Below are 22,026 nucleotides of genomic sequence, written 5' to 3' on the forward strand. Positions count from 1 at the left end.
CAGCAACAACATCAGGCGTGCGGTACACCGCACCGCAGCCTGCAAGCCCCACAAGCACAGAAAACATCACAATTAAGCGCACGAAACTCTCCTCTGGTCCGCGGCTTTCGCCGTCGAACACCTTAATAAACGGATTGCAGGACGGAGCAACATCAGCGGACCGCCCCGATCATGATGTAGCCGATACCCGGCCCCGCCCATTGGCGGGATTGCGATACGCGCCCGGCCGCATCAAGCTGATAGGTATTGATGAATGACTGGTCCAGACTGCGGCAGTCTTCGGACATCCCGTCAGATGTCGGGGTTATGGCGCAGCGATAGGTGCGTGTAACGATCTGGCCGTTGCTGTCCAAGAAGCTGTGCAGTCGGTCGGCCCGGCCTGCCCGACGTGCCCGGATCAAGCCAATACTGTCCGAAATCTCGGATGCCGCCAGACGCGCAGGCAAGGCGCGGGTGCTGTGCAAGACGCCGTTCTGCAAAGTCAATGTCGCCCCGGCGGGCGTCAGCCACGTTGCATAGCCCGCCTGCCGGTTTTCCAACAGCGTCGTGATGGGCGGCTGATCCGCCCATTGCATTTCGCGGGCCGCTGCGCCGGCGCGTTCCAATTCATGATAGCGCGTCACCGGTGGGTTATCGCGAAAGGCGGCCAACACGGCACCAGCAGCGTTTATTTCACCTGTCGGGCTATTGCTGCAGGCCACCAATGCAATCAAAGCGGCAATGATCAGGGTTGCGCGTCTCATTGCAGGTAGCTTCCCCAATCGTCGGTCAGACCGATGCCACGATAGTCCCGCACCGTGCCAAAGAGCCGTTCGTCGATATCCAGACGCGCGCCACCGTCACGCAATGCGGGGCGGATTGTCTGCTCAAATCGGCGCCGTGACGGGCGGCCCGTTATCACCGAAAGCGGCAGCGCAATGCGCACCCCCTTGTCAAACGACCCCTTGCCGAAATCCTCGAAAGACGCATCCGTTCGGGTCACAAATGCCCCGACACTGATACCGTTGCCAAACACCCGATCAACCGAGAACGTCCCGCCCCAGTCGCCAGCCAGATAACGGCCCAGATCAAGCTGCGCCGAATACCCGCGGCTGAAATCGTAATAGGCCGAGGCATGGCCGGTCAGCACATCGTAATCCTGAAACCCAAACAGCTGATCAAAATCGCGCTGCTGGACGTAGTTCAACTCTGCCCCCAATGCCAGGCGACTGTCATTGGGATACCACAGCACTTCGGTTGAAACCCCGCCGAACATATCCTCCAGATAGCCGGCGGTGACGCGCCCGAACAGGTCCGGACCGGGGCGGAACAGATAGCGGGCCGTCAGCCGTGTGACCTCAAAATCGGCGGCACGTGCATATTGGCCAAAGCCGGTCCGGACCGGATCAAGACCCGATTGCACCGCATCAGCGGCCTCATCCGCGTTCCCCAGCAGCGCATAGCGAAACTGCCCCGAAAATGTCAGACCGGGTGCTGCACGATAGGCCACGTCAAATTGCGGCCCGATACTGGCCCGCGCCTTTCCTTCCGGATCAGCCAGCGTCAGGTCTGCAAATGCACCAAGGCTGTAGGTCAGACGCGGCGCGCCCGTGGGGGGACCATCCGCATCCCCGATCTGAGCCTGGGCCAGGGTCCGCCATGCACCATCATAGTCGAATTGCAGTTCTTGCAGACTGCTGCGCTTTGTCCGGATATCAGTGATCGGAACGCCGTCTTCCTGCAGGGTCACGGTCAGGTTTTCGGTCCCCGCGGGCAGCGTATTGGCCATCACCCGCGCCGCCCGGCCTGCCGCCTGTGCGGTCTTATCCCAGCGTTCATTTTGCACTTGGATCTGCGCGGCGTCACCGTCAATTGCAAACCCTTCGAGGATCAACCCCTCAGCAGCGAGCGCCATGCGCAAACTTGTCTGCATATCGGTCAGTGGTGCATCCGCCGCAATCCGGTTCGACGCCGCAACAATATCGCGTGCTTGCACCACATGCGGCGCAACCTCAGCAGCGGAGCCGCCCACAAAGGACAGACCCAGACCTGCAAGGGCAAATGTGCGCAGCCTCACCAGCGCCACCCGTCGCCATTCTGAGCTACCCAGACGACCAAAAAACAACCCCCACGTTAGTGCTGGCACATTGGCAAGAACGGCGGCCCGCTGCAACCGCGAACATGCGCATGGCATTGATCCGCCAAGGCGAAACCTCTAGGAGTTGGCCGTATTGGATAACGCCCCCGGGGCGTATGATGTGTTGATAGGAAAAGTATATGAAGATCGCCGTTGCGGGCCTTGGTTATGTGGGTCTTTCGAATGCCTTGTTGCTTGCGGGCGAACATGAGGTGATTGGCGTTGATACCTCTACCGATCGGGTCGCAATGATCAATGCAGGGCAGTCCCCCATCGTCGACCCAGACATCGAGGCGGCGCTGGCAAGCGGCGCCGGCCATCTGAAGGCCACAACCGACCCGGCGGCGGCCTATACTGGCGCGGACTATATCATCATATCAACACCCACGAATTATGACCCCGAGACCAACCGCTTTGATACCACAAGCGTGGAATCCGTGATCAGGTCGGTGATGGACTTGGCCCCCGAGGCTACAATGGTGATAAAGTCAACAATTCCAGTCGGCTACACTGATGCGACATCAGCAGCGCTTGGCACCAAAAACCTGATCTTCAGCCCGGAATTCCTGCGCGAGGGCCGGGCACTTTATGACAATCTGCACCCGTCCCGGATTGTTGTGGGCGAAAAATCTGATCGCGCCAGAACCTTTGCGGAACTGCTGGCCGCAGGGGCGGTCAAGGACGATGTCCCGATCCTGTTGACCGGGGCTGCCGAGGCCGAGGCGATCAAGCTGTTTGCCAACACCTACCTTGCGATGCGTGTGGCGTTCTTCAACGAGTTGGACACATATGCGCTAAGCCGCGGGATTGGATCCAGAGATATCATCGACGGCATCGGCCTCGATCCCCGGATCGGCGATCACTACAATAACCCATCCTTCGGCTATGGCGGCTACTGCCTGCCCAAGGACACCAAGCAACTTTTGGCCAATTATCACGAAGTGCCGCAGAACATGATGACGGCCATCGTGGATGCCAACCGGACGCGCAAGGATTTTCTGGCCGACGCGATCATTGCCAAAGCGCCCAAGACCGTCGGAATTTACCGGCTGGTGATGAAAGCCGGGTCTGACAATTTCCGCCAAAGCGCGATCCAAGGCATCATGAAGCGGATCAAGGCCAAGGGGATCGAGGTGATCGTCTACGAACCAGAGCTGGACGCGCCGCATTTCTTCCAGTCGAAGGTCACCCATGATCTGGCCGAGCTAAAGGCCCAGTCCGACATCATCGTCGCCAATCGCCAAACGGATGATCTTGCCGATGTCGCGGATAAGGTGTTCACCCGCGACCTGTTTGGAAATGACTAGAGGCGCTTGTTAGGGTCCTGACCCTAGGCCTTGATCAGCCCAAGGCTTTCAAGTTTCAGAATGACCTGATGCGCACAGCTATCGACCGGAACGCTTTCGGTCTCCAGCCGCAGTTCGGGATTTTCCGGAACATCATACGGGTCTGAAATGCCCGTAAATTCCTTGATCTTCCCTTCGCGGGCAAGCTTGTAAAGACCCTTGCGATCCCGGCGCTCGCATTCCTCGATCGAGGTGGCGACGTGAATTTCAAGGAATGCGCCGAACTGCTCGATATCCTCGCGGACCGCCCGGCGGGTCGTCGCATAAGGGGCAATTGGCGCGCAAATCGCGATACCGCCGTTTTTGGTGATCTCCGACGCAACATAGCCGATCCGGCGAATGTTCAGATCGCGGTGCTCCTTGGAGAAACCCAGCTCGGAGCTGAGGTTCTTACGCACGATATCGCCATCAAGCAGCGTCACCGGCCGCCCGCCCATTTCCATGAGTTTGACCATCAGCGCATTGGCAATGGTTGATTTGCCAGAGCCGGAAAAGCCGGTGAAAAACACGGTGAACCCCTGTTCGGCGCGTGGCGGGCGGGTCTTGCGCAACTCCTCAACAACCGTGGGAAAGCTGAACCATTCGGGAATTTCAATGCCCTCGGCCAGACGGCGGCGCAATTCCGTGCCCGAGATATTGAGGATGGTCACATTGTCCTTATCGGTGATCTCGTCTGCCGGTTCGTATTGGGCGCGGTCCTGCACATAGACCATGTGCTTAAAGTCGACCATTTCGATGCCCATCTCCTCCTGATGGGTCCGGAACAGATCCTGCGCGTCATAAGGGCCGTAGAAATCCTCACCCGCAGAATTTTTGCCGGGTCCGGCATGATCGCGGCCAACGATAAAATGGGTGCAGCCGTGATTTTTGCGGATCAGACCATGCCAGACCGCCTCGCGTGGGCCTGCCATGCGCATGGCCAGGTTCAAAAGGCTCATCGTTGTTGTCGATGACGGATATTGGTCAAGAACCGCCTCGTAGCAGCGGACGCGGGTGAAATGGTCGATATCGCCCGGCTTGGTCATACCAACGACCGGATGGATCAGCAGATTGGCCTGCGCCTCTTTCGCGGCGCGAAATGTCAGCTCTTGGTGGGCGCGGTGAAGGGGGTTTCGGGTCTGGAAGGCCACGACGCGGTGCCATCCAAGCTTGCGAAAATAGGCGCGCAACTCGTTGGGCGTGTCGCGACGGCCGCGGAAATCATAATGTACGGGCTGCTGAATCCCGACAACCGGCCCGCCAAGATAGACGGCACCGGCTGTGTTATGCAGGTAATTCACGGCAGGATGCGCCGCATCATCTGCGCCGAAGACCATCGTAGCCTCGCGGGCCTTGTCAGGGGTCCATTTGTCGGTGACGGTCATGGTCGCCAGAATGACGCCTTCCTGATCACGCAATGCGATATCCTGACCGATCGCGATGGTATCTGCCTCGGCCTGCGACACATCCAGGGTGATCGGCATTGGCCAAAGCGTCCCGTCAGCAAGCCGCATATCGGTGACAACACCGTCATAATCCGCCTGCGTCAGGAAACCCTTGAGCGGATTGAAGCCGCCATTCATCAAGAGTTCCAGATCACAGATCTGGCGCGGCGTCAGGTCATGCGACGGCAAAGACGCCGCCTCGACCTTCAGCTTTTGAGCGGATTCGTATGACACATAAAGTTCGGGGATCGGGGCAAGGGGGGCGGACACTGGCGGTTCATACCTTCTTGGTTCTCATTTCTGCGCTGGCTAAACGATATCCCCGGAATTGCAAGCGCTGGTCGTGGTCCCGGTGGTTTTTGGCCGGCGTCAGACCTTTGGCAATGATGACCCCCCCATATATGCTGTCAGGTGCAACATCGTGGTGCCACCCGGACGCCCACTGTCATCCGGCAACTACGAATGATCGGTCTCACGCGCCCGGTGGGTCTTGTCCTCGCGCCGGTCCCCGAACATCTGGCGCGCCTCCAGATGCGCGCGCTGCGCGTTGTAGAACGATGACAGAAACTTGCGCGCATCCGCACTGGAAAAGCGGTCGGTATAGCCGATCTTTTTGGCGATGGTCCGGGCGACTTCAACGTCGCGTTCGTGCGCGACACGGGATGTAGATGCATCGCGCAGGATACCTTCGAGCGACTGCAATTCAAAACGCCCGTAATGATCCAGATGATTGGTCTCGAACACGAATGTATCGGCCAGGGGTTTGCCAGCATCCGTGATCTCGCGGCTTTGCTTGATCTTGGGCACTTCAACCACGCAGGTGCCCGCGATCATGTCACCCAAACGCTGGCTTTGCTTGGAAAAGATCGGAATGGCCAGAACGATCATCAGCCACACAGCCATTATCGTCTGCACCCAGCCCGATGAGCTCATGATCCCGAAAAGCAGCATGATGGGGGTGAACACCTCGGCCTCTTTCAGCAGGTTGCGCACGACAACCTGATGCGGGTCCAGCCTGCGCCCATTGGCCGAGATCACCCTGACCTTGGTGATCTTCTTGCCAAGTGTCTGCCCGTTCCAGACAAGCTCTGTCAGGATGTAATAGGGGATGCGGATCAGAAAGGCCAAAAGCGCGAATAGCGCCTCGCCCGTCTCATATCCAATGGCAATGACGGTTGAGAACAGCAGGATCAGTGCGATCAAGCCGCCATAGGTAATCGTCAGATCCAGCAGCTGCGCCCCGATCCGTGTGCCGATCCCGGCGCGGGTGAATGAAATCGGTACACCCTCGGGTGGGGTGATCGACAGGATGTATTTCTGTTCGCGCCGACGATGGGCCTGCGCATATTCGCTGGCGCTTTTCTTGGGTTTGCGGCTCATTTACGATCCTCGCGCCCGCTGCCCAAAAGCCAGAGCAACCACAACGCGCCCATCCCCCACCCGATGGTCAAACGCAGCCCGGGCGACTGCACAATCTGGCGAAAGAACCCTTCCAGAATGGCCGCAGCGACCAGCATCACAGCCGCCAGGATCAGCAGTTTCGTCGCATCACGCCCACGCAGGCGCAGCGCATCTGCCCGGCTAAGGTCGCCGGGCAGCAATATGGCCAGACCCAGCTGCGCCCCACCAGCCGCCGCCACACAAATCGCCGAAATCTCTGTCACACCGTGGATGGACAGCCACGCAAAGACATCAAACCCAAGCCCGGCCTGCGTGAACACCGCGAAAAAGGCCCCGATGACCGTCCCGTTGTAAAAGGTCAAAAGTGCGGTTGGCAAAGCCCAGAAAACGCCCAGCGCAAAGACCAGAATGGCCACCTGTGTATTGTGCGAAAACAGATATGTCGCGAAACTGGCCAGGGTGTTCTGCGACCCCGGAACATCCCCATAAAGGGAGCCTTCCAGCATTTCGCGCGAGCTTGATGGCCCTCGTCCGCCCGCCAACTCGCCCGGCACAAATGTATAATACCAGCTGCTATCCTGCATCACGAGCGCATAGCCAATCAGCGCCCCGATAAACATCAGTGCAAAGCCGATCAGCAAGACAGGTCCGGACCGGCGAAAGGCCTGCGGAATGCCCGACACGAACAGGCGGGCCAGAAGGCTACGAATGCTTGCCTGAGGGGCGTAGATCACCAGATATGCGCGCGCCGCAAGGTTATCGAGATAGTTCAGCAGGGCCTGATCCATTGAGATTTCGCGCGCAACTGACAGGGAATTCACCGTTTGGCGATAGGTTGATGTCAGATCCCGCGCCTCATCAAAGTTCAGCTTGGCCATCCCGCCAGCTTCGGCTTTGGCAACAAGCTCTTCCAGCCGGGTCCAGCCGGGTTCCCGTTCACGGCGGAACCGGACGGACCGCAGGTCGCTGCTGATCGTGGTATCGGTCATATCAGCTCCCGCGCCTTGATATCGAGATAGGCCGAAACCAGTTCAGGCGACAACTGGTCGGGGGCCACATCCAGACAGACGACGCCCAGACGGCGCAACCGGTCCAGCACGATCTGGCGCTCTTTTTCGATCTGCCCACCGGCCACGGCCATGGCCACATTGTTCAGGTTTGGGGTCGCAGGGTTGGTGATGCTGTGCAATGCGGGATCTTTCAGTGCCACAAAGATCAACAGATGATGCCGGTTCAGGACGGCCATATTCTCGACCATCAATTCGGCCGTGATACTGTCCACAAAATCCGAAAACACGATGATCAGGGACCTGCGGTTCAGCAAGCCGTTCAGATGGGCCAGCGCCAGCGTGTGATTGCTCTCGACGCTGCTATAGGACAGGGCGGCTGCCTCTGCCCGGATGCGGTTGAACGCCTTGCGTCCGGGGCTTGGCGGCAAAAAGACCCGGGGCCGGCTGTCAAAGCTGTAAAACCCCACAAGATCACCGCCAATCCCGGCGGCCCATGTGGTGGTCAAGGCCGCGTTGATCGCTCTGTCAATCTTGGGCAAGCCGCCGATCTGCTCGCGCATCAGATACCCGTTATCGACACACATGATAATCTGGTGGTTCTGTTCCACATGGGTTTCGCGCGCAACAAGCGACCCATGCCGGGCCGAGCGTTTCCAGTCGATCAGCCTTGGGTCCATGCCGGTCGTGAAGTCGCGCAACTGATGAAACTCGGACCCCTCGCCACGGAAGGAGGTGTCTTTCACCCCGAAAAGCTGCGCCTGCACCAGCGTGGTGATCTGGCCGCTGAGCACAGGCTGAATATTCGGGACGCCGTCGATGGGGTGATCCACCTTGGTCGTGCTGATGATATCAAACAAGCCAAACCGCGACGGCCAGAAGAACCAGACCCGGTCAAAGGTAAACTTGCCCCTCGCGTTGCAGGTGATCGGTGCGTCGATTGTTGCAGTGGGTTGGGTGTTGTCCCATTGAAAGGCGCCCACTTGCAATTCGGGCGAGGTCTGAAACCGTAATCCCAACCCTGCGGGCAGCGCGCCTTTGGTCGATGATAGGGTGATCTGCGCCTTCGCCGTGGTGCCGACAAATATCTGCTTGGGCAAATCCGCTTGGGCTTGCACGCTGCGCCTGCTTCGGGTCAGCATCAGGTCAGCCAGACAGATCAGCGCCAACCCGGCCCAGATCACCTGCAACACGAACTCTCCGTCAGCTTGTGTCATTGCAATGACACAAGTGATCAGGACAAGCCCGACGGCAATGATCACAAGGAAACGGGACGGGCGCATCAATGCCTACCGGGGCGCGTCGATGCGATTAAGAATATTGCTCAAGACATCTTCGGGTGTGCGGCCCTCAATCTCGGCTGTGGGGCCAAGCACGATCCGATGCCGCATGGCGGGGATCAGCAGGGCCTGCACATCGTCGGGGATGGCATAGTCGCGCCCTTCGATGGCAGCACGCGCGCGCACCGCCGCTGCCAGCGCGTCCGCAGCACGGGTAGAGGCACCATGACGCACCTCGGCATCCGTGCGCGTCGCGCGGATCAGGTCAACAATATAGGCAAGTATCGTATCATCCAGCCGGATCCCATCAACCATCGCGCGCCCGGCCTGCAGGGTTTCGCCGGTCAATATCTTGGCGATATCGTCATCCGCGCGGTCAGCGCCCACCGGGCGGCTACGGTTCCGGCTGAGGATTTCGAACTCGGCGTCGCGATCCGGGAAATCAACAATCAGCTTGAACAGGAACCGGTCAAGTTGCGCTTCGGGCAGTGGGTAGGTGCCTTGCTGTTCAATCGGGTTCTGCGTGGCCAGAACAAAGAAATCCTCGCCCAGCGGATAGGTGACCCCATCAATCGTGACCTGCCGTTCATTCATCGCCTGCAGCAGGGATGACTGGGTCTTGGGCGGGGCGCGGTTGATCTCATCGGCCAGCAGAATATCGGTAAAGACAGGCCCCCGGGTCAGGGTGAATGCCCCGGTCTGAAAGTTGAAGATATTCGCACCCAGCACATCGCCCGGCATCAGGTCCGGAGTAAACTGGATGCGCCCGAAATCAAGATCCATTGTTTGGGCGATTGTCTTTGCAAGCAGGGTCTTGGCGGTGCCGGGCGGGCCTTCCAACAGGCAATGCCCGCGCGCAAAGATCGCAACCAGAAGGCTGGTGACGATTTCGTCCTGGCCATGGACGATTTTACCGATCTCACTGCGCGCCGTGTTAACGACGTCGCGAAACATGTCCAAGTTCATCACGTATTCTCCGGTGGGTCTGTTCAAAGGTTTCGGCCAAGCGATCAAGATCAGCGGCAGGCGTACCTGCATGCATCTGATCCAGCCTGGCGAGCGCGTTTTCAAGCGCGGGTGTTGCGTTAGGGGCAATATCGTGCAGGCGTCGGATCAACCTTGGCTGCGCGATGCCCGCATGCTTGCCCATGATATCGCGCGCCAGCGCCGTCATCTTGTCGGCCACATATTCGCGCAGCAGGGCCAGATCATCGCCTGCCAGCCGCATCAGATAACCCTTTGCCTCGATCGAGGCCGTCTTGGACGCCGTGATACGGCCGTCATCGACCCGGCGCGGCGGGCCAAAGCGGACAAGCCCGCGCCATAGCAGGATCACAAAACAAAAGCCCGCCCCAAGCCAGATCAGGGAAAACGGATAGCTGAAAAAGCGGGACACATCTTCGGTGGTGCGTGGCCGGATCTGGCGCGCATCCTCTTCATTGATGCTCAGCACGATCTGGGTCGAGACATCCAGCAAGGTTGTTCCGGGATGATCCCCGACGATCCCTGACACAACCGCCAACGCCTGTTCGGCATTCTGCCCAAGGGCCAGACCGTGATTGTTCAGAAAATCCGGATCCGACAGAATATACACAGTTGCAGCGTCACGGGGATCGCATCGGGCAATCAGAACACCCCCGGGGACACGCAGATAGGGACGGCACGTGCGACCCAGCGACCGCTCGTCGAAGAGCTGCGGTTGATACAGGACAATACCGTCATCGGTGGTCAACAGCTTAGGGCCCGTCCGCTGCAGACGCAGATCACCCAGTTCGAATTGACCAATCAGCCGCCGATAAATCGCAGAGGAAATCAGCAGCTGTTCATCCAGCAGGCCAAGCTCTATCACCCCTGTCCGCCATTTCGGCAAGACCAGCATGGTCGGGACATAGGTCATCTTTTCGATCACAACGGCGCGGTCGATGTCGCGTTGGGTTTCTGCGGCACGGCGTTCGGTGCGGTCGGTGGGCGGTTCGACATCCCAATCAAGATTGATATCGTAGAGCGGCAGAATGCGCAGCGCGACCTCACTTTCGGATAGCGCAACCCGGCGATGCGACCGGATCGTGCGCAGGTCATTGTCGCTCAGCCACAGTTCCAGACCATTTGTGCCAATCGGGGACTGATCCAGCGCACGATTACTGGCGCCGGTGACCAAATAGATCAGCAGGGCCAACAAGGCGATAATGCCGCCAAACAGCACGACGGATGATTTTGCGTCGCCCATGCGTCTAACGTGCCTCCATCAAAATGCGGGCACCGTTCTGCAGGGCCGTTTCATAGGCATCGTCAGCAATCTCGCGGCCACCGTAGTGGACAAGTTCGGTCTGGAACATCAGCCCCTGCAATTGCGTGTAGAACCGCCATTTCTGCGGCAGGCGTGACAAGGCTTCGCGTTCCGTATCCGAGCGTTTGAAATTCGTCTCGGTCTCGTCGGCGGCTTGCAACAGGCAGTGGCGCAGCAAAAGGATCAATGCATCACGACGCGAGGCCATCGCCCGGATCTGCGCCAATATATCTGCGGCTGACTTCTCTGCCGCGGTCAGGCCCCAAGCCCGCGCCCGTTTGCGGGGCTTCTTGGTGGCGTTGGGATCGGCCCGCAAAAGCGCACCGCCAGCGCCGAACTTGAGGAACAGAAACAACAATCCCGCGACCACAAGAACGACAAGGAATGTGCCCAGACCATCCCCGTCAAAGTTGACAGGTCGCCCGGGTTCACGCGCGGCCTCGACATTGTTTTCCAGCAAGTCGCGGTCGGTCTCGTCCACATAGCGGACATCGGTGGACACACCACGCCCGTCGACAGCCGCAAGATAGGCGCTGTCAGGGTCGCGTTCCGGTGTCAGGTAGGTTGTCTGGTCTTGCGCCGAAACCAAACCGGCGGCAGTCGCAAACGCAAAACCAAGAAGAAACCGGCGCGCCCAAGCGCACCGGCCTAACATTCGCATCAGGCAAAAACGTCCGCGTCACCCTTCAACGGGTCGGGGCCAAAGTTGTTTGGACCATCTGTGCCCTTCAGGCACATCAAGACCAGAATGGCGAGGCTTGCAAGGATCCCGACGAATGGGATGAAACCCGCAACGATCAGACCCAGATACCACCAGCCGGACATGTTCCGGTCGTGGAAACGGCGCACAACAACCGCGATGGACGGGATGATCATCGCAAGCATCGCGATACCCATGACGACCATCAGGATCGTCCCGATGATGTTCAAGCCGCCCTGGCCTGTCGTCGGGTCCATCATTGACATGCCGCCACCGATCAGCACCAAAAGCAGCATCGGGACGAGTAGAACCAACATGTAGAACACGAAGAACCACCAATATTCCGAGCGCGGCGCCCGTCCTTTGAAGGTTGCGTATTTCTCGCGCAAGCATGTGTTCACAGCTTCTGAAAATGTCATCTTAGTATCCCATCTTTCTGATATCGTCGGCTACGTGGTGTAAATTCTTAGTTTGAGGCCGGGATTGGGCAATAATGTGGCCAATCCGGTCGCGTGGCATGGATTTATGCAGCGGATTGGCATAATCGCAACCCAAAGATGACGCGATCCGTCTGACAGGTGCCGTTCGGCATCATTCAGCGCATGCAACGCAAAGACGGCCCCGCATCAGGCAAACGCCCAAAGCAGATGGCCATCTCGTGCCTGCCCGATCCTTGTCTGTTAGACAGCACCCAAGCGCCGATCATCTTGGGCGACGAAAGGCGCTTGGATTAATTCAACAAATTGCGCCTTGGCCAAACCCTTTGCCAGGCAATATGCGCCTTTTTTCAACATTGCCGCTACAACTCTGCAGCGACGCCGTGATCACCGCCCGAATGAATCAGCAAGCAGCCGCGCAAGCGTCGGTTCGCTAAGATAGCCCGTCGCGGGCAGGCCCCGATTGGATTGGTAACGGCTGATTGCGCCACGTGTGTCACGATCAAACCGGCCATCCACCCGACCGGGATTAAAGCCAAGCTGATCCAGGCGGCTTTCGATCAGGCGGGCCAAGACGGGATTGACGTTTAGCCGGCGCTCTTGCTCTTGGGCGGCATTTCCCTGCTCTTGCTGGGCCTGGCGTTGGGCCTCTTCCTCGCGTTCGCGTGCAGCACCGGTGATTTCGTCAAGTTTGGCCTGCGCCTCGCCGGCAAATATCCCCTCGGGATAACGGTTGAGATAGGCGCGATATCCGGCCTCGTCGCCACGTGCGCCGGTTTCGTCCCAATAGGCGCGATCAAGGCGCAACGCCTCTTCGCGCGCGCGCGCCTCTTCCGCTTCGATCTCGGCGCGGCGACGGCTGGCCTGAGCGTCAATGCGGTTGATCTGTTCGCGGGTCAGAAACGAGGTCTGCTCAAACCCGTTGCGCTGCTGCCAGTTACGGATCGCACCCCGGCTGCCGGGTCCAAAGATGCCGTCAACACCACGGGTGTTATATTCAAGAATTGTCAGGTTACGCTGGATGGCACGCCGTTCATTGCGCGTCAGGTTCATTGCATCTTCGGCGATCTCGGCCAGACGCACGGGATCATTTTCGATATCATCCAACCGGCGCCGGGCCTCTGCCGCATTGGGGCTGCCGGGGTAGTCAAACAGAAAGTCGCGATAGGCATCTGCGGTATCCGCACGCCGCGCGGCTGCCCAGGCCGCCGCACTTGGATCCTCGGTCGGGCGGGGCGTCGGGGCGGGGGCAGGTGTGGCGCTGTCCTCGGCCTGCAGGACAAGCCGGGCTGGCTGGTAACCGATCATGCGCATCCGCCGGTTGTCACGCACATATGCGGCAATATCCGCACCGGGGCGTGTTGCTTCCTCAAGCAGGTCGTCAACGGTGTTTGGCGTTGCAATCACAACGGACACACCCTGCGGGACCTCAAGATCACCAAGACCTGCATTCAGCAGATTGCCGATGGCATCATCATCGCCGCTGTCAACGCCAAGCACCAACAACGCCTGCCCGGGGGTCTGTGCCAGAACCTGCAAAAGACTGTCGATGGACACCGCCGTATCGCCCATCCCGAACAGGGATGGCTGGCGCGCATCGGCGGCCAACAGCCACGTACGCGCACCATCAGTATAGAACCTGCCGGACAAGGCTGCGATCAGCCTGCCCGCCTCGTCCGCACCAGCAACAAACCGGTTGATCTGCGGCAGCATCGCGCGGCCATCCGCATCAATCGCCATTTCAACATCGTAGCCCGCATCGGTCAGCGCATCATCGGCTGCGCGCAGATCATCGCCGCCGGACAGTCTGCGAAACTCTTCGTACCGTTCGACGCCCAACAACAGGGCGGCATCCTGCGCGGCCAGTGGGAAAGCGGTGGCTGCCAGTGCGGCAGCAAGGATCGTGATGCGCATGTTGCGTCTCCTTTGGTCTTCATGTCTCGTAGGTGCGGCGATCTTCGATCACCAGCCCATCACGGGGCAAGGTGCCGGGCGCATGGCAGGTCACCTCCCCCTTCAATTTCAGGACAGATTGAACGGCGCTTGCAGCGGCGTTTTGGTCCAGGTCGGCCCCTTCCAGCTGTACGATCATCTTATCTGCATCACCGTCACGATCCGCGATCACGCGCGCACGGTCGGCACCAGTTTGGGTGACAAGCGTGGCGACCTGCTCGGGCCGGACGAACATGCCCTTGATCTTGGTGGTTTGGTCGGCACGGCCCATCCATCCCTTTATCCGCATATTTGTGCGGCCACAGGGGCTGGACCCTTCCATCACTGCGCTCATATCGCCAGTTGCAAAGCGGATCAGGGGATAGTCGGGGTTCAGCGAAGTAACGACAATTTCGCCAACATCGCCCGCCGCGACCGGATCACCGGTGCCGGGCGTGACAATTTCGATGATGACCCCTTCATCAACCACCATCCCCTCGCCGGGCATGGTTTCGTAGGCCAGATGGCCCAGATCGGCGGTTGCGTAGCATTGCAGGCAGTCAATCCCGCGATCCGCATAATAACTGCGAAGCTGGGGAAACAGCGCGCCGCCCGAAACCGCCGCCTTGGTGAGGCCAAGCTTGACGCCCATCTCATCCGCTTTTTCAAGAATAACCTTCAGGTAATCCGGCGTCCCTGCATAAGCCGTCGTGCCAATATCCTTGGCGGCCTGCACCTGTAACGCGGTTTGGCCCGTGCCTGCCGGCAATACCTTTGCGCCCACGGCCCGTGCACCATTTTCGAACATGCTGCCGGCAGGGGTCAGGTGATAGCCAAAACAGTTCTGCACGATGTCCGTCTTGCCGATCCCGCATGCGTGCAGGAACCGGCCAAAGCGCCACCAGTCATGGGTCGACCCACCGGGTTCGTAGATCGGTCCGGGGGATTGGAAAACATGTGTAAAGTCGCCCATGGCCACGCCGCCAAAGGGCGGATTGGTCTGCTGCCAGTCATGCAGGGTCGACTTGCGCAGAACGGGAAATTTAGCCAGATCAGACAGGTCGGTTACGTCGCCCGCCGGAAAACACGACCCCACATGGTCCTGCACCATGGCAATCAGCACCTTTAGCCGCGCCAGGTGATCCGCAGCACGCGCATCCGCCGAGCGTGTTTCCAAGTCATCGTAATAGGCCGTCATGATGTCCCCCAGTGTCGGTTGCACCCACCATGGCGAAACCCACGCAAGAAAAATAGGTTCCGCCGCTTGTGATATTCAATAGCGGGCAGATTTGAGAATTCAGAATGTCGGAAGGGTTGCGATTTCCGGGCCGATCGGATCAATCTATGCGTGCAGCCACCAAGGAGCCGACAATATGCCAACCCTGTCCGACATCTTGACGGCCCGGTGCCGCACATTGTTGAACAAATTCCACCTTGATGATGTGCCGCCGTTGACCGCGACCGATGATCTGGAAGGCAAGCTGACCGTAACCCCCTATGGTGGTGGTACGTTGCGCGCCTTACCCGGACGGCGGGGTCCGGTGATCTGGGACCAGTCCGGCCCACACGGATCATCGCTTTGGGTTCCCAAAAGCTACGAGGCCTACAGGGCGGCCTTTTTCGATTTCATCGCGCTTGTCTATGGTCCCGATGTGGATATGGCCGGCAAGGACCTTTACGATGTCGACCACATCTTCAATCGCGCCCGTGCGCCCCAAGGCTTTTTCGTCCGGGTCGAGGCGGTTGTATCTGAAATCAACCAAAGTCATGGGCGTACTTTCGAGAAGACCAACACCAATTCGCTTGTCGAACTGGCGCGGCGGTCCAATGGCAAGGATCATCGCAAGATGACCTTTATCTCGGCGCTGAAATTGGCCAATCTGGATCCTCCGCGGAATGCAAACGATGCCGAGCAGATTGCGGCGATCACCCAATATTTCACGCAAAATGGGTGGCCACCATTTCTGATTACGCAAGCGCTTGATAACCTGATCGAAGTTGCGCAACGCCGATAAATTCCAGGTTTGTCAGGCGCGGCGATGGGGCCGGCGCACATAGATCACGCCAACCAGCGTTTCCGCCGGCGGTAGCTGCGCACATCACGAAAGCTCTTGCGCCCTTCATCCGACATGCCGAGGTAAAATTCCTTAACGTCGGGGTTCTCTCGCAGTTCGGCCGCAGGGCCTTCCATCACCACGCGTCCGCTTTCCAGAATATAACCCTGATGGGCAAAGCGCAGTGCCACGTTGGTGTTCTGTTCGGCAAGCAGAAAGGAAACGCCCTCGTTTTCATTAAGGTTCTTCACAATGGTGAAAATCTCTTCGACCAATTGCGGGGCAAGGCCCATGGATGGTTCATCCAGCAGGATCGTTTCAGGTCGGGACATCAGGGCGCGGCCGATGGCACACATCTGCTGTTCACCCCCTGACGTATAGCCCGCCTGACTTTTGCGGCGCTCCTTTAACCGGGGGAAATAGGTATAGACCATATCGAGATCGGCGCTGACCGCACCGCCCCCATCGCGACGGGTATAGGCGCCGGTCAACAGATTTTCCTCAACCGTGAGGTGTTCGAAACAATGGCGTCCTTCCATCACTTGGATCACGCCTTTCTTGACCAATGCTTCGGGCGACAGATCCTGCACGCGCTCGCCGCGATAGATGATCGACCCCTTGGTGACCTCGCCTCTTTCGGAATGCAGCAGGTTCGAGATCGCCTTGAGGGTTGTGGTCTTGCCCGCCCCATTGCCCCCCAGCAGGGCGGTAATCCCGCCCTTGGGTACATTCAGTGAAACGCCCTTCAGCACAAGGATCACGTGATTATAGATCACCTCGATATTGTTGACCTCAAGCAGGGTCTCCGTCTTCGTCTCAGCAGTATCCAACATCTACGGCTCCTATAGTTCACCCGCCTTCTGACGAAGGTCCTGGGCAGATTTCCAGTTAATCGGTGCGGTCGCGGCAAGCGTTCGACCCGCGTCAAAAAGGGCCGTCGTCACACAAGGATCAATCGTCCCACTTGCCTGGGATGCGGCACAGCCTGCGGCGGTCAGGTCGACCTCGGCAAACACGCCTTTGATCCGCCAATGCGGGCGGCCCTGCGCAAAGGCGACAGTTTCGGCAATTGAATCGCGCAGAACCTCGTCGGCCAGTATTTCAGCAGAGCGCGCGAAATACCCCGTCAGTGTATCTGGCGCGGGACTACCCGGACGGCGCAAGGCGCCATTGACGATAACCGAGGCCTCGACCCGCAAATCCCGGCCGGTATCGCGCGCAACCTGCGCCCGTGCGCTTTCAACCGCACGGAAGAACACATGATCACGCAAGCCGCCATCGGCGTAAAGCTCGCCACCAATCTGGCGCGGCGCAAACAGGCCCGGAACAGCAGCCGATGCCAGCAACACCTCTGTCAGGCAGTTGCGGCGCATGGCGGCCGATGTCGGGCTTGACGCCACATCAGTCAGATTGAATATCCGGTTTTCCGTTGTGTCCAGATTGGCAGCCGAGACCAGTAGCTGGGCGCCTTCATTCGTATGGCGCGCGGCAATCGTGTCGATCAGTTCATCCGATAATTGATTGTTGATCAGACGCTGCAATGGCGCCGTTGACGCGACAGAGGGGCGAAAAGGGATCGTGAGTGGTGGGTAGTTTCGGTAGACATCGGCCTGGGCGATCCCGCGATATGTATCCAATATCGGATCAAAGGCCGCACCGGCAAAGGCAACCGGGGCCAGCAAACCCCCTGTGCTGACCCCGGTGACAAGGTCGAAATCCGGGCGCGGTGTGACAGGGTTTTCCGACCAGCCCCGCAGGAACCCGGCCCCAAAGGCCCCATATTGGCCGCCCGACGACAATGACAAAACATGGACAGTGACCGGCCCAGCGCTGCTTTGACTGACAGCTTGCTGCATTGCTGTTGTGGCCATGTCGACGGTGGCCATCTCGGCCGCGGACTGCCCGACAAGGACCGGCGCAAACTGCTTGCTTTCATCCGTCGGGGCGACGCATTGCGCACCTGTTGGTCGGGCCACGGTACAGCCCGCTGCCAAGAGGCAGCAAAAAACCAGAGGAATGATACGGAAAATTGGCATTTGCCCAAAAGCCCTTGCGCAAATCGGCTGGTTCGGGCGGCGAAGGTGCCGCCCGAACACTGTTTTAGATCACAGGCAACCGGGTGTGATGTTGTTTTCACTGGCAAAGGCGGCTGAATCCTCGGCGATCAGCGGTTCAATCACGCTCTTGTCGGGTGCGATGAAGTCTGTCAGCGGCTCCCATACACCAGCAGAAGCGTTCCACTGTTGCACCAGACCCTGGCCGGACCCACCGTGATTTTGGCAGCTGACCGAGAACTCTGGCCCAATTCCGGCCATGCCAAGCTCGCCCATCCGCGCCTCGGTGATTTCGAGTGCGGCCATGCCGTCGCGGACCATCGCAGGGGTCACGTCAGCTTCACCATGGATTTCCTGCGCCTTGGCAATCGCTTCGGCAGCCAACATGGCGGCATACATGCCACGGACATACAGCACCGAACCAAGGTTGGACCCGTCACCAGCCGCGTTGCCGGCGTCGTGAACCATGGACTGAATTTCAGCCAGAACAGGGTAATCCACCACACGGTTCATGTTCAGCGACTTATAGCCATTGGCCGCATCACCGGCAGGGGTCACGTCATGTTCAGCACCGGCCCACCAGTTGCCGATGAAGTTTTCCATCGGGAAACCAATATTGGCGGCTTCCTGCACGGCAACCTGGTTCATCACGCCCCAGCCCCACATCAGCACATAGTCAGGGCGTTCGCGGCGGATTTGCAGCCACTGCGATTTCTGCTCCTGGCCCGGGTGATCAACGGCCAGTTGCGACAGTTCGAACCCATGCATTTCAGACAAGGCTTCAAGCGTCCGGATCGGCTCTTTGCCATAGGCAGAGTTGTGGTAGACCAGCGCGATGGTCTTGCCATCAAGCGATCCGCCATTCTCATCCAGCAGATAGTTCACCGCCACAGATGCGGCATCCCAGTAGTTCGCAGGGTAGTTGAACACCCAGTTGAACACTTCACCATTCGCAGCCGAGGTCCGGCCATAGCCCATGGTGTGGATCGGGATCTGGTCAGCGGTCGCTTTTGGGATGATCTGGTAGGTGATCCCGGTTGAAAGCGGTTGATAAATCAATGCGCCTTCGCCCTTGGTGGATTCATAGCATTCCACACCCTTTTCGGTGTTGTAGCCGGTCTCGCATTCGACAATCCGGACCGCCTCGCCGCCGATCCCGCCATCGCGGGCGTTCAGCAGGGCAAAGTAATCCTGATACCCGTCCGAGAACGGAGTGCCACCCGCCGCATAGGGGCCAGTGCGATAGCTTAGATCCGGGATGACCAGATCGGCCATCGCTGGTGCGGCCGCCACCATGGCGCCCATGGCCATTGCGGCCAGTCTCTTCATTTTCATCGGTTTTATCCTCCCATAGGTTTTTTCCGAAATGTCGCCGGGGTTTGCCCCGCCTTTGGTCTTAATAAGGGAACGGCCAGAGCCGCAGTTTTTCTTTTGCCAGTCGCCACAGCTGCGCCAGCCCATGCGGTTCCTTGATCAGGAAGAACATGATCAAACCACCAATGATGACCAGCTGCAAATGCGCCACAAGGTCCGTGGGCCAACCCAGAAGATCAACACCGATCACCTTCAGCGCAACCGGCAGCAGCACAAGGAACGCCGCACCGGCAAAACTGCCGAAGATGCTGCCAAGTCCGCCGATGATGATCATGAATAGCACAAGGAATGATTTCTGAATGCCGAATGCTTCGCCCACTTCCACAGCACCCAGATAGACCGCAAAGAACAGCGCGCCGGAGATCCCGATGAAAAAGGACGACACCGCAAAGGCCGTAAGCTTGGCCTTGAGCGGGTTCACCCCGATGATCTCGGCAGCGATATCCATATCCCGGATCGCCATCCATGATCGGCCGATGGTCCCGCGTGTCAGGTTACGGGCCAGCAGCGCGCAAGCGGTCAGAAACACCAGACAGATCATATACTGTGCCCAAGGGGCGGTATTCGGGCCGGTGACGGCGACGCCCGCAACAAAGCGTTCTGGCGCGTTGATCTGGCCAGAGGCAGAGTAGTTGTAGAACCACGATACCTTGTTAAAGAGCCAGACAAGAAAGAATTGCGCGGCCAGCGTGGCAACCGCAAGATAGAACCCCTTGATCCGCAAACTGGGCAGGCCGAAAGCAGCCCCCACTGCCGCGGTAATCCCGCCCGCAAGGACGATGTGGATGACGATTGAGACATCCGGGAAGGCTGTCATCAGCTTGTAGCAAGCATAGGCCCCTACCGCCATGAACCCACCGGTTCCAAGACTGACCTGCCCGCAATAGCCTGTCAGAATGTTCAACCCGATCGCCGCAACCGCGTAGATCAGGAAGGGCACGAAAATCGCGTTTGCCCAATAGTCATTGATCATGAATGGAATGACGAGGAATGCGATGGCCATCGTCACCCAGAACCCGACGCGATCAAACTTGATCGGAAAGGTCTGGTTGTCGGCATGGTAGGAGGTTTTGAAATCTCCGGCTTCACGGTAGAGCATTTATTCCTCTCCAAATAGTTCTTTGAGGCTGCTAAATCCGTTCAACTCAGCGACCCGAAAGAATATTTCACTGTCTTTGGTCGGCGCCGCAGATGACATAAATTCGCAACTGGGAAAGCTGTACCTGATGATGTAGCTTCTCAAGGCGACTGTGCGCTCAATAGGATCCGAAACATTTGGGTCGCTTGCGTTACCCGGTTTCGGGAAGAAATCGGCGCTAAATCTATCTCCCGCCAGCCGCGTGACCATGAACGCGTTTGTTGGCAAACCATCATCCTGCAAGTCCGGGTCACTTACTTTTTCGAACCGGGACATCATTAGAACCCCGTCTTTCTGACAGAAAGGTATTGTGCCTACCATTCCCCGCTCACCAACTTCGAGTTGGAATGCATAATTATCGCCCCTTCGTAGCAGTAATTCCTCAAATGGAATGTCCATAGTAAAGCCGTCTGCCAGTGAAAGTGTGGGCAATTGCACACAAACCAAGACCCACAAGGCGTGCCTAAACCCGTTCAATGATCTTCTCCCCGAACAAACCCTGCGGCCGGAACACCAGAAAGATCAGTGCCAGCATGTACGCGAACCAGTTCTCGGTCGCGCCCCCAAGGAACGGTGCGCCGATGGTGTATTCGAACAGCTTCTCGCCCACGCCAATGATCAGCCCCCCTGCAATCGCGCCGGGGATCGACGTAAAGCCGCCCAGCATGAGTACGGGCAGCGCCTTCAACGCAATCAGTGAAAGCGAGAACTGAACCCCCGATTTTGCGCCCCACATCACCCCGGCGACAAGCGCCACAAGACCTGCCAGCGACCAGACCAGAACCCAGATGTAGTTCAGGGAAATCCCAACACTCAATGCGGCCTGATGGTCATCCGCAACCGCACGCATCGCGCGGCCCTGCTTGGTATATTGGGCAAAGCCGATGAGACCCAGCACCAGAACAAGGGCGACAACCGTTGCAATCATATCCAGCTGGTCGATGAAGAACCCGTAGAAATCATCGCCGCCCAGGCCGGCGGTCCATTCCTCAACCACCAGCGAGCCGCCTTGCGGCAGGCCAAGGGCCAGCGTTTTGATGTCGGACCCCCACATCAGATCGCCGACGCCCTCAAGGAAATAAGCCAGACCGATTGTGGCCATGAACAGGATAATCGGCTCTTGCCCCACAAGATGCCGGAAGACAAAGTGCTGCACGGCCCAGGCAAAGAATATCATCACGACAAGGGTCAACAGGATGGCCAAAAGCGCCGGGACCTCCCACCCGAAATGGTGAATTTCCGTCCCTAAAATCGCGTTGATCAGGTGGCTGAAAGGAACCTGCCCTTCCATGATGCCAACAAGGGTCAGCGCGGCAAACAATGCCATGACCCCTTGCGCATAGTTAAAGATGCCGGAGGCCTTGAAAATCAGCACAAAGCCCAGCGCCACAAGGGCATAGAGCACGCCTGCCATCAGGCCGTTGATCACAACTTCAATGCCATAAAGGAAATCAGCAGACATCATATGCCTCCGTT

General features: G+C 58.6%; 20 protein-coding genes. 2 read left to right on the plus strand and 18 right to left on the minus strand.

Annotated features, from left to right (window positions below; translation table 11 throughout):
* Positions 1–152: 152 nt before the first annotated feature.
* Together AABB31_RS13325 and AABB31_RS13330 are read right to left on the minus strand one after the other, a co-directional pair.
* Positions 153–743, minus strand: a complete 591-nt coding sequence (locus AABB31_RS13325; protein WP_342077677.1) for a YjbF family lipoprotein — start codon at positions 741–743, stop codon at positions 153–155.
* Positions 740–2,056, minus strand: coding sequence for a YjbH domain-containing protein (locus AABB31_RS13330; protein ID WP_342077676.1), 1,317 nt, complete (start codon positions 2,054–2,056; stop codon positions 740–742). The genes AABB31_RS13325 and AABB31_RS13330 overlap by 4 nt, the downstream gene beginning before the upstream one ends.
* A 200-nt stretch (positions 2,057–2,256) precedes the next feature.
* Here AABB31_RS13330 and AABB31_RS13335 point away from each other — a divergent pair, with 200 nt between their 5' ends.
* A complete protein-coding gene (locus tag AABB31_RS13335) occupies positions 2,257–3,423 on the plus strand; it encodes a nucleotide sugar dehydrogenase (RefSeq protein WP_342077675.1) in 1,167 nt (388 codons plus the stop codon).
* 23 nt (positions 3,424–3,446) lie between these two features.
* Here AABB31_RS13335 and AABB31_RS13340 read toward each other — a convergent pair whose 3' ends face one another.
* The 10 genes from AABB31_RS13340 to AABB31_RS13385 form a co-directional block, all read right to left on the minus strand.
* Complete coding sequence (locus tag AABB31_RS13340; protein ID WP_373634851.1) at positions 3,447–5,156, minus strand: bifunctional sulfate adenylyltransferase/adenylylsulfate kinase; 1,710 nt, start codon at positions 5,154–5,156, stop codon at positions 3,447–3,449.
* A gap of 186 nt (positions 5,157–5,342) precedes the next feature.
* Complete coding sequence (locus AABB31_RS13345; protein ID WP_373634853.1) at positions 5,343–6,266, minus strand: RDD family protein; 924 nt, start codon at positions 6,264–6,266, stop codon at positions 5,343–5,345.
* Positions 6,263–7,276 carry a stage II sporulation protein M gene (locus AABB31_RS13350; protein WP_373634854.1) on the minus strand — a complete coding sequence of 338 codons (1,014 nt, stop codon included), beginning with the start codon at positions 7,274–7,276 and terminating at the stop codon, positions 6,263–6,265. The genes AABB31_RS13345 and AABB31_RS13350 overlap by 4 nt, the downstream gene beginning before the upstream one ends.
* Positions 7,273–8,511: a DUF58 domain-containing protein gene (locus tag AABB31_RS13355; RefSeq protein ID WP_373634856.1), complete on the minus strand. Its 1,239-nt coding sequence runs from the start codon at positions 8,509–8,511 to the stop codon at positions 7,273–7,275. The genes AABB31_RS13350 and AABB31_RS13355 overlap by 4 nt, the downstream gene beginning before the upstream one ends.
* A gap of 72 nt (positions 8,512–8,583) precedes the next feature.
* Entirely contained in the window at positions 8,584–9,540 is a 957-nt protein-coding gene (locus tag AABB31_RS13360) for a MoxR family ATPase (RefSeq protein WP_342078832.1), read from the minus strand.
* A complete protein-coding gene (locus AABB31_RS13365) occupies positions 9,509–10,801 on the minus strand; it encodes a hypothetical protein (protein WP_373634857.1) in 1,293 nt (430 codons plus the stop codon). Before AABB31_RS13365 ends, AABB31_RS13360 begins: the two co-directional genes overlap by 32 nt.
* Positions 10,802–10,805: 4 nt before the next feature.
* Complete coding sequence (locus AABB31_RS13370) at positions 10,806–11,516, minus strand: hypothetical protein (RefSeq protein WP_373634858.1); 711 nt, start codon at positions 11,514–11,516, stop codon at positions 10,806–10,808.
* A gap of 5 nt (positions 11,517–11,521) precedes the next feature.
* Positions 11,522–11,980, minus strand: coding sequence for a DUF805 domain-containing protein (locus AABB31_RS13375; protein WP_342077668.1), 459 nt, complete (start codon positions 11,978–11,980; stop codon positions 11,522–11,524).
* 405 nt (positions 11,981–12,385) lie between these two features.
* Positions 12,386–13,912, minus strand: a complete 1,527-nt coding sequence (locus AABB31_RS13380) for a peptidoglycan-binding domain-containing protein (RefSeq protein ID WP_342077667.1) — start codon at positions 13,910–13,912, stop codon at positions 12,386–12,388.
* Between the two features lie 19 nt (positions 13,913–13,931).
* Positions 13,932–15,128, minus strand: a complete 1,197-nt coding sequence (locus AABB31_RS13385) for a phenylacetate--CoA ligase family protein (RefSeq protein WP_342078831.1) — start codon at positions 15,126–15,128, stop codon at positions 13,932–13,934.
* Between the two features lie 175 nt (positions 15,129–15,303).
* On the opposite strand from AABB31_RS13385, the gene AABB31_RS13390 reads away from it, so the two are divergent.
* Positions 15,304–15,945, plus strand: coding sequence for a hypothetical protein (locus AABB31_RS13390; RefSeq protein WP_342077666.1), 642 nt, complete (start codon positions 15,304–15,306; stop codon positions 15,943–15,945).
* 44 nt (positions 15,946–15,989) lie between these two features.
* On the opposite strand, the gene AABB31_RS13395 is transcribed toward AABB31_RS13390, so the two are convergent.
* From AABB31_RS13395 to AABB31_RS13420, 6 genes are all read right to left on the minus strand, one after another.
* Positions 15,990–16,817 carry an ABC transporter ATP-binding protein gene (locus tag AABB31_RS13395; protein ID WP_342077665.1) on the minus strand — a complete coding sequence of 276 codons (828 nt, stop codon included), beginning with the start codon at positions 16,815–16,817 and terminating at the stop codon, positions 15,990–15,992.
* A gap of 9 nt (positions 16,818–16,826) precedes the next feature.
* Positions 16,827–17,960: a patatin-like phospholipase family protein gene (locus tag AABB31_RS13400; RefSeq protein ID WP_342077664.1), complete on the minus strand. Its 1,134-nt coding sequence runs from the start codon at positions 17,958–17,960 to the stop codon at positions 16,827–16,829.
* A gap of 129 nt (positions 17,961–18,089) precedes the next feature.
* Complete coding sequence (locus AABB31_RS13405; RefSeq protein ID WP_342077663.1) at positions 18,090–19,373, minus strand: ABC transporter substrate-binding protein; 1,284 nt, start codon at positions 19,371–19,373, stop codon at positions 18,090–18,092.
* Between the two features lie 61 nt (positions 19,374–19,434).
* On the minus strand, positions 19,435–20,511 hold the full coding sequence (locus AABB31_RS13410; RefSeq protein WP_342077662.1) for a branched-chain amino acid ABC transporter permease: 1,077 nt from the start codon (positions 20,509–20,511) through the stop codon (positions 19,435–19,437).
* A complete protein-coding gene (locus AABB31_RS13415) occupies positions 20,512–20,949 on the minus strand; it encodes a hypothetical protein (protein WP_342077661.1) in 438 nt (145 codons plus the stop codon).
* Positions 20,950–21,013: 64 nt separating this feature from the next.
* Positions 21,014–22,012 carry a branched-chain amino acid ABC transporter permease gene (locus AABB31_RS13420; RefSeq protein ID WP_342077660.1) on the minus strand — a complete coding sequence of 333 codons (999 nt, stop codon included), beginning with the start codon at positions 22,010–22,012 and terminating at the stop codon, positions 21,014–21,016.
* Positions 22,013–22,026: the final 14 nt, after the last annotated feature.

The organism is Yoonia sp. SS1-5, assembly GCF_038443705.2.
Taxonomy (GTDB): Bacteria; Pseudomonadota; Alphaproteobacteria; order Rhodobacterales; family Rhodobacteraceae; genus Yoonia; species Yoonia rhodophyticola.

What these genes read in the sequence shown, in the direction of transcription:
- AABB31_RS13325 (WP_342077677.1), bottom strand. Translation starts at nt 743, where the DNA reads ATGAGACGCGCAACCCTGATCATTGCCGCTTTGATTGCATTGGTGGCC.
- AABB31_RS13335 (WP_342077675.1), top strand. Translation starts at nt 2,257, where the DNA reads ATGAAGATCGCCGTTGCGGGCCTTGGTTATGTGGGTCTTTCGAATGCC.
- AABB31_RS13345 (WP_373634853.1), bottom strand. Translation starts at nt 6,266, where the DNA reads ATGAGCCGCAAACCCAAGAAAAGCGCCAGCGAATATGCGCAGGCCCAT.
- AABB31_RS13350 (WP_373634854.1), bottom strand. Translation starts at nt 7,276, where the DNA reads ATGACCGATACCACGATCAGCAGCGACCTGCGGTCCGTCCGGTTCCGC.
- AABB31_RS13355 (WP_373634856.1), bottom strand. Translation starts at nt 8,511, where the DNA reads ATGACACAAGCTGACGGAGAGTTCGTGTTGCAGGTGATCTGGGCCGGG.
- AABB31_RS13360 (WP_342078832.1), bottom strand. Translation starts at nt 9,540, where the DNA reads ATGAACTTGGACATGTTTCGCGACGTCGTTAACACGGCGCGCAGTGAG.
- AABB31_RS13365 (WP_373634857.1), bottom strand. Translation starts at nt 10,801, where the DNA reads ATGGGCGACGCAAAATCATCCGTCGTGCTGTTTGGCGGCATTATCGCC.
- AABB31_RS13370 (WP_373634858.1), bottom strand. Translation starts at nt 11,516, where the DNA reads ATGTTAGGCCGGTGCGCTTGGGCGCGCCGGTTTCTTCTTGGTTTTGCG.
- AABB31_RS13375 (WP_342077668.1), bottom strand. Translation starts at nt 11,980, where the DNA reads ATGACATTTTCAGAAGCTGTGAACACATGCTTGCGCGAGAAATACGCA.
- AABB31_RS13380 (WP_342077667.1), bottom strand. Translation starts at nt 13,912, where the DNA reads ATGCGCATCACGATCCTTGCTGCCGCACTGGCAGCCACCGCTTTCCCA.
- AABB31_RS13385 (WP_342078831.1), bottom strand. Translation starts at nt 15,128, where the DNA reads ATGACGGCCTATTACGATGACTTGGAAACACGCTCGGCGGATGCGCGT.
- AABB31_RS13390 (WP_342077666.1), top strand. Translation starts at nt 15,304, where the DNA reads ATGCCAACCCTGTCCGACATCTTGACGGCCCGGTGCCGCACATTGTTG.
- AABB31_RS13395 (WP_342077665.1), bottom strand. Translation starts at nt 16,817, where the DNA reads ATGTTGGATACTGCTGAGACGAAGACGGAGACCCTGCTTGAGGTCAAC.
- AABB31_RS13405 (WP_342077663.1), bottom strand. Translation starts at nt 19,373, where the DNA reads ATGAAAATGAAGAGACTGGCCGCAATGGCCATGGGCGCCATGGTGGCG.
- AABB31_RS13410 (WP_342077662.1), bottom strand. Translation starts at nt 20,511, where the DNA reads ATGCTCTACCGTGAAGCCGGAGATTTCAAAACCTCCTACCATGCCGAC.
- AABB31_RS13415 (WP_342077661.1), bottom strand. Translation starts at nt 20,949, where the DNA reads ATGGACATTCCATTTGAGGAATTACTGCTACGAAGGGGCGATAATTAT.
- AABB31_RS13420 (WP_342077660.1), bottom strand. Translation starts at nt 22,012, where the DNA reads ATGTCTGCTGATTTCCTTTATGGCATTGAAGTTGTGATCAACGGCCTG.